This is a genomic window from Chryseobacterium ureilyticum, assembly GCF_900156735.1.
GTDB lineage: Bacteria > Bacteroidota > Bacteroidia > Flavobacteriales > Weeksellaceae > Chryseobacterium > Chryseobacterium ureilyticum.
Genome location: NZ_FTOL01000004.1, coordinates 330,812 through 344,507, shown reverse-complemented (window position 1 = coordinate 344,507; position 13,696 = coordinate 330,812). Strand labels below are relative to the sequence as shown.

The 13,696-nt window shown below is 33.9% G+C and carries 9 protein-coding genes; 3 read left to right on the top strand and 6 right to left on the bottom strand.

Annotated elements, in window-relative coordinates:
- Positions 1–135 precede the first annotated feature (135 nt).
- Positions 136–1,509 (bottom strand): PQQ-dependent sugar dehydrogenase, encoded by a 1,374-nt coding sequence (locus tag BW983_RS14180; protein ID WP_076552550.1) that lies wholly within the window; start codon positions 1,507–1,509, stop codon positions 136–138.
- A gap of 216 nt (positions 1,510–1,725) precedes the next feature.
- Between BW983_RS14180 and secD the strand changes: the two genes are divergently transcribed.
- Complete coding sequence (gene secD / locus BW983_RS14175) at positions 1,726–4,620, top strand: protein translocase subunit SecD (RefSeq protein WP_076552549.1); 2,895 nt, start codon at positions 1,726–1,728, stop codon at positions 4,618–4,620.
- A 438-nt stretch (positions 4,621–5,058) separates the two neighbouring features.
- On the opposite strand, the gene BW983_RS14170 is transcribed toward secD, so the two are convergent.
- From BW983_RS14170 to BW983_RS14150, 5 genes are all read right to left on the bottom strand, one after another.
- On the bottom strand, positions 5,059–5,955 hold the full coding sequence (locus BW983_RS14170; RefSeq protein WP_076552548.1) for a hypothetical protein: 897 nt from the start codon (positions 5,953–5,955) through the stop codon (positions 5,059–5,061).
- A gap of 61 nt (positions 5,956–6,016) precedes the next feature.
- Positions 6,017–6,937 (bottom strand): hypothetical protein, encoded by a 921-nt coding sequence (locus tag BW983_RS14165; protein ID WP_076552547.1) that lies wholly within the window; start codon positions 6,935–6,937, stop codon positions 6,017–6,019.
- A complete protein-coding gene (locus tag BW983_RS14160) occupies positions 6,924–9,713 on the bottom strand; it encodes a peptidoglycan-binding domain-containing protein (protein ID WP_076552546.1) in 2,790 nt (929 codons plus the stop codon). Before BW983_RS14160 ends, BW983_RS14165 begins: the two co-directional genes overlap by 14 nt.
- Positions 9,714–9,723: 10 nt before the next feature.
- Positions 9,724–10,188: a DUF4280 domain-containing protein gene (locus BW983_RS14155; RefSeq protein WP_228409010.1), complete on the bottom strand. Its 465-nt coding sequence runs from the start codon at positions 10,186–10,188 to the stop codon at positions 9,724–9,726.
- 56 nt (positions 10,189–10,244) lie between these two features.
- The gene (locus BW983_RS14150; protein ID WP_076552544.1) at positions 10,245–11,321 is read right to left on the bottom strand and encodes a hypothetical protein; all 1,077 of its coding nucleotides are present in this window, start codon (positions 11,319–11,321) and stop codon (positions 10,245–10,247) included.
- A 273-nt stretch (positions 11,322–11,594) separates the two neighbouring features.
- Here BW983_RS14150 and BW983_RS14145 point away from each other — a divergent pair, with 273 nt between their 5' ends.
- Positions 11,595–12,815 carry a TCR/Tet family MFS transporter gene (locus BW983_RS14145; RefSeq protein ID WP_076552543.1) on the top strand — a complete coding sequence of 407 codons (1,221 nt, stop codon included), beginning with the start codon at positions 11,595–11,597 and terminating at the stop codon, positions 12,813–12,815.
- 30 nt (positions 12,816–12,845) lie between these two features.
- Positions 12,846–13,646, top strand: a complete 801-nt coding sequence (locus BW983_RS14140; protein ID WP_076552542.1) for an arylamine N-acetyltransferase family protein — start codon at positions 12,846–12,848, stop codon at positions 13,644–13,646.
- Positions 13,647–13,696 lie beyond the last annotated feature (50 nt).

The following is a 13,696-nucleotide window of genomic DNA, read 5'->3' as shown; positions in this document are numbered from 1 at the left end:
CACTAATTCACGAATAAGAACGCGTTAATAGATATTTCTAATGGTAAGGCTTAAAATAATTGTTCATATCCTGTTTAAATAATAAAGTAATATCATAAACTATAATCTAGTGGCTGTCATTTTTGTTTACAAGCATCATTTAATAACAATTTTCTGGCTGTAAGATTTCAGATCACCGGATTTTAAGTTTATAAAATAGACACCAGCCGGTATTCTTGAAATATCAATGCTTTTACCATTGATAATTTGATTGGCTTCTAATACTTTTCGTCCGTCAACACTGATTATTTCCAAAGTTGTTTTTTTATCCTTTACTCCTTCAATGAAAATTTCTTTACTCGCAGGGTTAGGATAAATCTTTAGACTTTGTGAATGTTGGTTTTCCTGTGTGTTTAAGGTGATTGTTTTAATCTTAAATATCTTTCCGCTGTTAACGGCTGCTACGTAAAGCTCCTTCTGAGAATCCTGCCCAAAGGTAGAAAAACGGTTTCCGGTATAAGGAGACGTCCAAACAATAGAATTGTCAGAGTTCAGGATGCCGATTTGTGTGGAACAATAATCTGCAAAAAAGTATTTTCCCTGTAATGAAGGATATTCAGAGCCTCGGTAAACGTAGCCTCCGGTAATGGAACATTTTCCACCTGAATGATCATATACGGCAACAGGAAATGTCATGGATGACTGTGGTGGACACCCTGCGGTGTTATAAGCAGTGTTTCCCTCATAGCATCTCCAGCCGTAATTAAGACCGGCTTGAGAAATAGGCATTTTGTTGATTTCTTCTATAGCTCCCTGTCCTACATCAGCAATCCATGCGTTGCCTGTATCAAGATCAAAAGAAAACTTCCATCCGTTTCTAAGCCCGTAAGCCCAAACCTCATCTGCACCGTCTACAGTTGATCCTGCAAATGGGTTATCTGTCGGAATGTTGTAAGGATCTGTAGTGGCATCTACATCTATTCTCAGCATTTTTCCTAAAAGCACATTTTTATTTTGAGCATTGTTGTTCGGATCTCCGCCGCTGCCGCCGTCTCCGGTGATGATCCATAGCTTGCCGTCGGGTGCGAAATGTATGCTTCCTCCATTATGATTTTCGAAAGGTTTGGGGATATTCAATAAGATCTTCTCAGAATCAGGATCAGCCACGTTGGGATCTGTAGTACTTACGGTGTATCTTGCGACTACCACATTGCCGGCGGTGTTGTTATAGTATACAAAAAAATACCCGTTGGTCAGGTATTGTGGGTGGAATGCAAGTCCGAGAAGACCTCTTTCTCCGCCATAGACAATTTTCGTTGAAATATTCAGAAAATTAACTGGATTGACAGCTCCGCTGGGTTGAATAATTTTTATCATTCCGTTTTGCTGTACCACGAACAATCGGCTGTCATTGGCGTTTGTAATCTCAACCGGGTTGGTAAGTTCGGTAACAAATTCTTCCAAATTAATGCTTTGAGCATTAACAATTAAAGAAGAAAAAATACTAAAGGTAAAAAGTAATTTTTTCATAATATTTTGATAGTTAGTGTGTTGAAATAAGTATGAAAATTTTATACCAATTATATTTTGAAGACTTCATTAAGATACGATGAAAAAATTGTTAAATCTTAAATAGAAATCAGAATACCAATATATCTGAAAATAAACCATTTCTGTTGTTAAAAATTCATAAAATACAAGAAAATCATTATATTTGCCGACTTAATTTAACGTAGTTATAACAAAATGCAAGGAAAAGGACTTATTACAATTGTTGCTATTGTCCTGGGGTTGATCTGCTTAAACGAGCTATTGCCAACCTGGTACACGAGCAAAATTGAATCGCAGATTGAAGCTGCGAAAGGAAACGAGAAAGAGATCAAACGCATCAAGGAAGATACTCTTAATCTTGGGTATACGAAGCTTTATTATTCTAAAGCTAAAGACAAGGAAATGAAACTTGGTCTTGACTTAAAAGGAGGGATCAATGTTCTATTGGAGATCAACCAGAGAGATTTGGTAAATGATTTGACCAATTATTCAACGAACCCTGTTCTTATTGAGGCTTTGAACAAGACTGATGAAGTTCAGAAAAACTCAACAAAATCTTACATCGACAACTTCTTTGATCAGTTCGATGCGATAAACAAAGCAAAAGGAACGAACCTTAAGCTTGCAGATCCGGAACTTTTCGGGAATACAAATTTATCTGAAATCAAGTACAACACGGCTGATGAGCAGGTAAAAAGTATTGTTAAAAGAAGAGTAGATCTTTCTGTAGGAACAGCTTTCGAGGTTATCAGAACGAGAATTGACAAACTTGGAGCAATCCAGCCAAACGTTCAGAGAGTACCTGGAACAGCTAGAATTTCTGTAGAGATGCCTGGTATGAAGGATATCGATAAGGTAAAGAAAATGCTTCAGACTTCTGCAAAACTTCAGTTCTGGGAAGTACAGCAAATACCTGAAATTGCACCTTATTTCCAAACATTGACAACTATGGTTGCTGCGAAAGGAGATTCTATGGGAGTTGCAAAGAATGTGAACTTCATGAACCTTTTACAGCTTGACAAATTAAGAACGAATGGTGTTGCAAGTGTAAAACTATCTGATACTGCTGCTGTAAACAAGATTTTAAACAGCAAAGTGGGGATTGCTTCACGTCCTGCAAACATTAAATATACACAGTTCATGTGGGGTTACAAACCTGAAGCTACAAGTCCTGATGATTTAGTATTGTATGCGATCAGAAGTAACATTAACCAAAAAGCTCCGGTAGACGGTGCTGTAGAAACAGCTAACATCAGCTACGACGAACTTGGAAGAGTAGTGGTAGATATGCAGATGGATTCTAAAGGAGCAAAAGAATGGAAAACTTTAACTGAGAAAAACGTTGGTAAACCAGTTGCTGTAACTCTTGATAACAGAGTTTATACTGCGCCAAACGTTGTAGGTGCTATTCCTAACGGAAGAACTCAAATCTCTGGTAACTTCTCTCAGGAAGAAGCTAAAGAATTAGTAGACGTATTAGGAGCGGGTAAATTACCTGCAGGTGCAAAAGTAGTTCAGGCTACTCAGGTAGGTCCGTCATTAGGACAGGAATCTATCAACGCAGGTATGATTTCATTTGCTATTGCATTCTTAATTATCATTGTTTATATCATTTTCTATTATGGTGGTGCAGGGGTTTACGCTGTAATCGCAATGATAATCAACTTATTCTATATTTTCGGAATTATGGATTCCGGAGACTTTACGTTAACGCTTCCTGGTATCGCAGGTATCGTATTGACGATGGCGATGGCAGTAGATACAAACGTAATCATCTACGAAAGAACGAAAGAAGAATTATTTGCGGGTAAGAGTATCTTAGAAGCTTATAAGGATGGTTTCAAACATGCATTAAGTGCAATTATTGATGGTCACTCAACTACGTTATTAACTGCAGTTGTATTGTTCTTCTTCGGAACAGGACCTATTAAAGGTTTTGCATTGACATTGATGATCGGTATTATCATGACATTGTTCACTTCTGTATTATTATCAAGAGTAATGATCTTCAGCAGACTGAACAAAGGTAAACAACTTTCTGTGTGGACTCCTCCTACAAAAAACCTATTCAGAAATACGTGGATCGATTTCATTGGAAAGAGAAAGTACGCTTATATCGTTTCTGCTGTATTAACAGTAATCTGCTTGGTGTCTATGTTTACACACGGATTCAAATATGGTATCGACTTTACAGGGGGTAGAAACTATGTTGTAAGATTTGATAAAGAAGTAAATGCTAATGATGTTGAAGAAAAATTAGTAAAACTATTCAAAACAGAAGATGGTAAAAACTCTTCTGTAGAGGCTAAGACTTTCGGAAACTCTAAGCAGTTGAAAATATCTACAGATTACCTTATTGAGGATGAATCTTTAAAAGCTGACCAGACAATTGAACAGAAGTTATTTGAAGGATTAAAAGGAGATCTTCCTTCTACTATTACTTTAAATGATTTCAAATCTGCAGACAAAGATCACGCGGGTATCATTTCATCTGAAAAAGTAGGACCTACGGTAGCTGATGATATTCAGACACACGGTATTCTTGCAGTTGTTGCTGCATTGGCTGGTATCTTTATCTATATCTTATTCAGATTTAGAAAATGGCAGTTCTCGTTAGGTGCTGTGGCAGCATTATTCCACGATGCGGTTATCATTTTAGGGACGTATTCATTACTTCACAAATATATGCCGTTCAACATGGAGATCAACCAGGATTTCATTGCTGCGATCCTTACGGTATTAGGGTACTCAATCAACGATACGGTAATTATCTTCGACAGAATTAGAGAATATCTGAGAGAGAAGAAATCAATAACATTAGCTGGATTATTTGATGATTCTATTTCAAGTACGTTGGGTAGAACATTCAACACTTCATTCACTACGCTTTTGGTAATCCTTGCGATTTTCATCTTTGGTGGTGATAACCTGAGAGGATTCATGTTTGCTCTGTTAATCGGTATTGGATTTGGTACTTACTCATCTATCTTTATTGCATCGGCAATCGCCTATGACTTCCTTAAGAAAGGAAAAGAAGAAGATGTACATGGAAAAACAACTTCCGAGAAAGAAGTGCTTGCTTCAAAGTAATACAAACTACAATAAATTAGTAAAAGCCTTTCGAAAGAAAGGCTTTTTTATTTCCGGTTATCACAATTTAAACTTATGTTGCTTCCTAATTTTTATATTTTCTTTCATTTTAAAGAAAGAAATACTTTGTTAATAATATTGAACATGAACCATTGTGTAGGATAGCTGTTGCTTAGATATCTTCGTCTTTTAGATCTTCTCTTACTCCCTGTATTAGTAGATCATTACATTTCGTTTGAATCGGTTGTTTCAGAATAAGCTCCAATGTATGTACCAAACGGAGCAAACTCATCGTTTTCTTTTAGAAATAATTCCGCTTGAACCATTAGAGAGTTTAGTAATTTTCGATGTTGTTCATTTAGGATACATTATTTTGATTTTATCCTGCTTTTATGAATATATCCTTCTTTAGTTTTTACTAAAAAATTAAAAGAACGTTTATTCTTTGATTATTTTACCTGCTTCATTAATTTTAAATTTTTCAAAAGCATTGAGGTTAGGGCCATTACCATTATATCTTTCAATAATAAAATTTGGTAATATTTTAAAAGTAACTGGGTTTTCGTCACCTATTAAACCTATCTCTTTGTAATCAATAATTACATTATTTTTTGTTGTTACTAAGACAAAATATTCTGAATCACCCCTAAGTATTGAAATAAGTAGGTACAAAAAATTTTCATCGGAATATATCACAAGACCTTTATATGTTTCTGTATCATAACTATTGTTCTTCAAAAAATCTATTAAAAAGGGTTTGAGTTCATAATTTGGATATTTGCTTTCAGAATAATCATTATTAAAATAGTCATAAAAACTAAATGGTAAATTTACTTTTTTGGGATTTTTTTCCACAATAAATTTATTTTCTTCTGACTTATTTTGATTATCTGGTGAAGTCACTTTAATTAAATTTTGGCTGAATTCTATAAATGATCTACGAGCTCCACTAGGTAGAGTTTCTAAAGCATTATTTTTTGTGCCTTCTAATATGATCTTACAGATTTTACCTGTCTGATCATAGAAAAATAAGTAGGTTTCATTATAAGTGTCTGATAACTGTTCATTAGTGTACATTTCAACCGTAAATTTCACTTTAAAAACAGAATTATCTTTTTCGACATTATTTGCTATATAAGTCATTGCACAACCTCCACCACAACTCACGACAAACGATTTGTATTGAAGACTCTCTAAATAATTCGTTTTAGTTACCTCATTTTTTTTAGTTTTGACTGTATCTAGGATATCCCTATTTTGTGCATTTGTTTCTTTTTTACATCCTATCAATAGTACTATAAGGATGTTTAAAAAAATGATTCTATTTGTTTGCATTTTTTGGAAATAATATAAGGAGCGGCATAATTCTTAAAGATCTATCTTAATTATTGATATTCTATAGTTTTATAATATTCCCATTATCTGATATTTTATACCTTCCTATTTCTTTTTTAGAATCATCTGCATTCTTTGCTTTATATAATATGATAAGATATTCTTTTGTTATATTAAAATCTTGAATACTTTCACCATCCATTTTTGCTATTTTTAAAGAAGAAATTAACTTCCCTTTTTCTGCAGTTATCAATTCATATCCTTCAATATCAGAATCTGTATATGCACAAATTATTGGCTGAATATTATTGAGTTTAGGTAATAAAAAAAAACTTGTTGGAGATCTATCAATACTATAATAGTCAAGAATATCTTTATTTTTTGGAAAAGTATATGAAGGATATCTTTCTGAACATTTTTCAGAATTATCATAACAAATATTGTAAAAATCATCAAAGTTAAAAGGTAATTTACATATTCTATATTCCTTTTCATCAGATGAATTGTTTTGTTTCTTACCTTTCGAGAATATAATACCTTTATTAGCCGTTAAATTATTACCAAAATCTAAAAACGATCGTTGAGCATCTGGCATAAGGGTCCCTAAAAAATCTTCACTTTCACCCTTTTTTATAATTTTATCTAATTTGCCTAAATCATTATATGAAAAAATGTATGCTTCATCGTAAGTATCGGTTATTTTTTCATCTTCATACATTTTAACATTAAATGTTACATCTATTGTATTATTAATTTGCTTTATGCTTTCAGGTGAATAACTAATAGCACAGCCTGAGCCACAACTTATAACAAAAGACTCTTTAACAAAACCATTAATCTTATCAAATGAAGAAGTATTTTCTTTTTGGGGGACTTTTGATGTATCAGATTTAACGTTATTCGTTATCGTTTTAGGAGTTTCTTTTTTACAACTTACTGCAAATAAGAACATACTAACCACTAAATATTTATTTATTATCATTTTTAGAATTTATTAATGCTTCTTTTATTTCTTCTGGATTAACATGTGCTCTATTTAGTCCATCACCTGCATAATAAGATTCACCATTTTTGGCATACCTTATTATTTTTTCTCCACTTTTTGTTAATTTATCACTTATACGTTTCCCTTTTTCAACACCAATACTAGCCCACTCCTGGGCGGCAGAATACATGGCATCTTCAACAGCACCGTTCGCTTCCAAATATCCAATAATTTTTGGCCTTTTAACTTTGATAAGATAATCATCAAAAATTTTATCTTGTGTTTCCTCATCTAATTTTTTATTTATATCAAGACTCAAACTTAAAATTGCACTCTTTAATGTCTCTGGAATAAGTTGATACCTGCCTATGGCAAAAAGATCTTTATCTGCCTGTTTTTTTTGAATTTCTTTGATAGTAGTTTCAACAACTTTTACACTATTTACTACTTTAACAACCCGTTTGTATTTTATCTTACCATTGACTTTATATGCTACTTTTTCGGTTTTATTGCATTTATTATAATCATCTGATGATTCAACTTTCGCTATTAAATTTCCAAATTTACTATGAGCCCACTTATATTTATCTGCTTTTTTACTTTCTTTAGTCTTATTTTCTTTTCTAGTTCCGTCACTACAATTACAAGTATTTTTATATCCTAGTTTATTTGCTAAAGCTATAATATTTTCGCCATTTACACCATTATTATCTTTTACAAAATATTCATCTTTGAGATATTCTAAGTCAAAAGTTCTAACATCATAGTGTACCCAAGTTGTAGCAATATACTCCTCATCTATTCTATTTCTGGAACTTGGTTCTAAAGCAAAAACATTATGGTCTTTCCACCTATATTTTGCATCAGTATATTTAATCAAAACATCTCTTACTTTATCTGCATTTTTCTCAGTATTAATTGAATCAGAAAGTTTATAAATATGAATATCTAAAGCCTTCCCCATGTGATTAGTGCTATGTCGTTTATTTATCTTATTATTGGCATTACAACGATAACCTGAATTTATTTTACCGACCCTCAATCCTATTTGCTTTTCCTGATTAGCTAAATAAAATTTTATTGCTTTCTCTACCCATAATAACGATCTATGAATACCTGGATATTCATATTTTCTACTTTTTTCGAGAATTTTAGCATTATTTTTCTCTTCTGGATATAACCCTTTACCAAACCCTGTACATTTTCTACATGGACATTTTCCTTCATCGATATTAACTGAATATTTATTTGAAAACTCATCAATAGCCTTTAAAACATTTCCGCAAACTTTTCCTGTTTCAGGAACTTTCATATAGTCTCTTTGGAACTGTTTAATCATTCTTTCGGTTCTGTCTGTAAATTTATCTGTTGGTACATTTCCACCAAAACCTGCTAAACGAATATTTATTTCTCTTATCAACTCGCTTGGAGCAGAATTTTTGTCAATACAATATTTACCTCCACAATTCTTAGATTCCAATTTCGGTTCTTTCACCATCGTTGCACTATTCCCACTCTCCACCTTTGTAGGCTCAGCATCTGCACTCACAGGCATCACGGCCGAGTTTACAGAAGTATCATTGTGTATTACTTCTATAAAATAATCCTGTCTGCTACTATCAGTTCCAAATTCTTTGGCTTTGTCAAACATTTCTTTTGTTAACAGTACTCCTACAAAACTTGTATCTCCCACCAATACACAATCTTTTTCATGAATCAAATCATTAGTCCAACTGAAATTGTCTTCCTCCCATATTTTGATCTTCACTTTTTTATTCTTCATACCCTTTGCCGTAATTTTTACAGCTACAGCTGTTCCCACTTTGGAAGAATGGAGTCTGTTACCATTATTATCCACAAATTCAGCACTCAGGATCTTTCCTTGAGGATCATCACTCTTTTTTCCGCCCGTGGTTACTGGGAATTTTGCTGAATTTCCATCAGGTTTAGGTTTGGGTTTTGCTGGAGTAGGAGTTGTTTTGGGCTTTGCTGGTGAGGGAGTATGCCCTTTAGGAACCTCTCTTTTTCTTGGAGGTTCTGGATTATGAGTAGGGTTGACTACATTAATATTAGGACTTGCTTTTTGTATATGTTTGCTAACCACATCAGCCGTTACATAATATTCGTGAGTTGCTCCCTCATTTTTATCACCTGATGCAGTGCGTGCATTGGCTATCATTACAGCCATTGTGTAAAAAGGTAATCTGAAAACAGCTTCTGCCATTCCTTTTTCATTTACTCTACTAAGAACAGGGACAGGATTGATTTTATTCAAAGCATTTACTGTGGGCTTGTGTCCTTCTCCCTGAGCATCATCTTCCCAAAGGGTAAAAGCAATATTCATCTCGAACATCTCTACACAATATGCCCTTGCAATAATGGTATCTTTATAGCTTAACTTTTTACCTTTTGGAATAGGTTTATAGTTAGCATCCAGAAGTTCCACTCTGGTTATTTTAGGTTCTTTAGCCCGTTGTGGATGTACAATAAGTTCTCCATAGTCTTCACCCTGACGTACAATGATCTTTATTCCCTTATGAAATAAACTCTTCTGTCCGAAAATATAAGGAACCATTTGACCTTCTTTATCGCTTCCGCCTTTTCTCCAACCTGTTTTGGTCTGTACCATCACCTCCCAATGTGCTTTGGGTATTTGTAAAGGGTTTTTAATAGGTTGTAAAGGGTTCAGCCAGCCATTTATTGTAGTGACAGAATACATTTCCTGTTTTCCTATCACAGGCTTATCGTTTCCGATGATTGTTAATTTTCCCATATTTGTGTGTTTATTTGCAGATGTTTACATCTTCTTCCTGTTCATCCTGAAATTCTTTGTAGTCAAGCAACGGGTTAATATTCTGTTGCTGTTTTGGATCTGCATTTCTTACATTCTGTTGGGTTACCTCCGAAGTTTGTCCATGTTCTTTTATCGTAATTTTCCCACCTGTTACACACATAAGTTCAGACAGTTCTGTAATACAACTTTTGTTCATAACCTTTACTTTTTCATAGGACTTCTGCCATTTTCCAGCAGGAGCAAAAGCACAAGGTAAATAACCGCCTGAACTTGGTTTTAACTTACACTGCCCAAAACTAGGTCCGGAAGGATTGAATTGCAGATCGTCTTCTGTAACAGCTAAATAATCAGCTTGTCCTTCTTTATTATTCCAATAATGTTTCTGGTGAGAGGTTACTTTAAATTGTGGAAACTGATTCCCTTGATTGCATTGGGCTTTTCCTTTTTGGATCACGAAATATTTACCATCGTGAGGGGGTGTATTTTTTGAAATCGTTTGTGTTTTTAAATTTAATAGCTATCCGTAATTCTTTCTAATAAAAAATCTTCTCTTCGTGTATTTTCATGCCCGAAATATTGAAATCTCGCTTCAATTTTATACAATGATAAATTTTCTCGGTTAAAAAGATATTCTGAAAAATGCTCGCAATCTATAGGCTTCTTTTCTGTATCTGTTTTTTCATCAAACTTGGAATCCGTAATATATAAGTCTTCCAGATTTCGATTGTCAATAGAACTCCCTTTTTGCTGAATCTTTACTCTTTCATCATCTACAATATCTTTGGACAATAATGTGTTTTGAAATTCAAACCGTATCGGCTGAGCATCAAAGATCCAAGGATAAAAATCATAGTAAACATTTGAAGTAACCCAGTTTCCTAATTGAGTTCTGTAGAAGGCACCAAACATAAAAGAGTTAAATAACGTATTTTTAAACTTCTGTGAAGTGATTTCTGGACTTTCTATAATATCTCTCATCTTTTCAATATAATCAGAGGAATATTGATCTGGGAAAAAGTTCTTTATAGAATCCAATTCAGAAACAATATCTTCTGTTTTCTTTGTCAGTACTATATCAATAAGCTTCCCATCAGGATCTATAATATATCGAATTGGATAGATTACCTCTATGCACATTTTTGCAAGGGTGTCCACTTTAGTGTCTGAGATATCTTCATTTTTTCTGAAATCAAATGCTGAAAAGAGAAAATGATAATTCCTGTTTTTAATTCCTTCAAAATGTAATTTGACTTTGTTCTCATACTTTGTAAGGATTGTGTCATCAGAATAGACAGTCTGGGTAATTTGATAATTTCCTTCCCAGAATCTAAAATCAAAAGGGAATTTTCCATTAGCTGGGAAATCATAAAAGCTTTGGTTGTTGTCTCTGATTTTCTTGTTGAGCCCAAGGATTTCAGGTGATGATGGAATATAAAGTTTCATTCCCTGAACAATATCGCCATCAAAACGTTCCGACAAAGAACAGTTTCGATTATGATACTCTTTTAAATACTCAGGGTTTTCAAGCTGTATCTCATTACAGAGATCAGCAAGGGACTGCCCAGATTGGGTGTAATAAATGATCATCGAATTTGTGTTTTTTATGATAACAAGTATACTTAAAATTATTTAAAAATTATATAGGTGTTTTCCCTGTATTTTGAATTATTCTTTCATGTGCATGTCTGTAAAGTGATGGGATAATGTGTTATGGCTTTTATTTTCAGTCGATTGGATGAATTATTTAAAATATATAAAAAGGAAGTTTTTTAGTATAAATCTATTGTTCAATATTATATATGTTTAATGTAATGAAATTTAGAACCATTATTTTTAAGATTTGATTAATTTTGTATCATCATGGAAAATTCAAGGAAGAAAGCAGCTATTGGCTTTATATTTATTACTTTACTGATTGATATTACTGGATGGGGAATCATTATCCCGGTTGTTCCTAAATTAATTGAAGAATTGATTCATGCAGATATCAGTGAAGCTGCAAAATATGGAGGTTGGCTGGGATTTGCTTATGCATTCACCCAATTTATCTTTTCTCCACTGGTGGGGAACCTTAGTGATAAATACGGACGCAGACCTATTATTCTTATTTCACTTTTCGGATTTGCTGTAGATTATATTTTTCTGGCATTGGCTCCCACGATCTGGTGGCTGTTTCTTGGAAGAGTGATTGCAGGGATTACCGGAGCAAGTGTTACTACTGCAAGTGCATATATTGCCGATATTTCTACTGATGAAGATCGGGCAAAGAACTTTGGGCTGATAGGAGCTGCATTTGGTCTCGGATTCATCATTGGACCTGTTCTTGGTGGGGTTTTGGGACATTATGGAGCAAGAGTTCCTTTCTATGCAGCAGCAGGATTGTGTTTGCTGAATTTCCTTTATGGATATTTTATTCTTCCTGAAAGTTTGGATAAAGATAAAAGGAGGGAGTTTGATTGGAAACGCGCAAATCCTATAGGATCATTTAAATTCTTAGGAAAGCATCCGGAAATTTCAGGGCTTATTGTTTCTCTGATTTTGATTTATATTGCAGGGCATGCAGTACAAAGTAACTGGAGTTTCTTTACGATGTATAAATTCAACTGGTCGGAAAGAATGGTTGGTATCTCTTTGGGTGTTGTCGGGTTATTGGTAGGATTGGTTCAGGGACTTCTCATCAGATGGACAACGCCGAGATTGGGTGAGCAGAAAAGTATCTATTATGGTTTGGCTTTGTATGCAGTCGGAATGCTCTTGTTTGCTTTTGCTTCCGAAGGGTGGATGATGTTTGCCTTTTTGGTTCCTTACTGTTTAGGAGGAATCTGCGGACCAGCTTTACAGTCTGTAATCACCAAAAGTGTACCTTCAAATGAACAGGGAGAGCTTCAGGGAGCACTTACGAGCTTGATGAGTGCAACTTCCATTATCGGACCTCCGATGATGACGAATCTATTCTACTTTTTCACGCATGATGAGGCGCCGTTTAAATTTTCAGGAGCACCGTTCTTTCTTGCGTTTATATTAATGTCTTTAAGTGTAGTGATCACTTATTCTGCCTTTAAAAAGAAAGGAAAAATTTAAGCAATACAGATTTATTTCTAACTTTAAAGTATGGATAATTTAGCATTAGAAAAATACTTTGGAAGAATTCATTATTCCGGAGATAGAAGTGCAAATATGGAGAATTTAAAAGAAATCCATCAGTTGCATCCAAAATATATTCCTTTTGAAAATATTGATTCTTATACGGGAACTGTTCCTTCTTTAAATACAGAAGATATCTTTCAAAAGCTTGTTATAGATTCAAGAGGCGGTTATTGTTATGAACAGAACCTTCTTTTACATGATATTTTAAAATATCTCGGATTTAATGTTGATCTTAGATTGGGCAGGGTAGTGTGGAGAAGAGAAGAAAGCAGTAGCGCAGCAAGAACACATCTATTGTTAACCGTAAATTTTAATGATCAAATCTATCTGATAGATTGTGGTTTCGGAACAGCAACGCTTACAAGCCCTTTGTTATTGCATAATGTAGAACCACAGCAGACACCCAACGGATTGTTTAAGATTTCAAAAAATAATAGTTCATATACGCTTTGGACATGGAGGGAAAAATGGCTGCCAGTATATCGTTTCAGTCTTGATGATGTAGAACTTCCTGAGCTTGAAATTGCTAACTGGTATCTTTCTACCCATTCGGATTCAGGGTTTAAGAATAATCTGATTCTTTCAAAAGTGGATGAAAATGCACGATATACTTTTAGTGAAAATACACTGAATATCAGAAAAAATACAGGAGAAAAAGAATCAATTCAGATAGAGAATGACATTGAACTGTATCAAATGTTACAAGATACTTTCGGACTCAAAGAGAATGCTGTAGAGATTTTGAAACAAAAGAAAAATAAGTAATTATAAACATGAAATATATAAAGGGAAGCCATGAGCTTCCCTTTACTTCT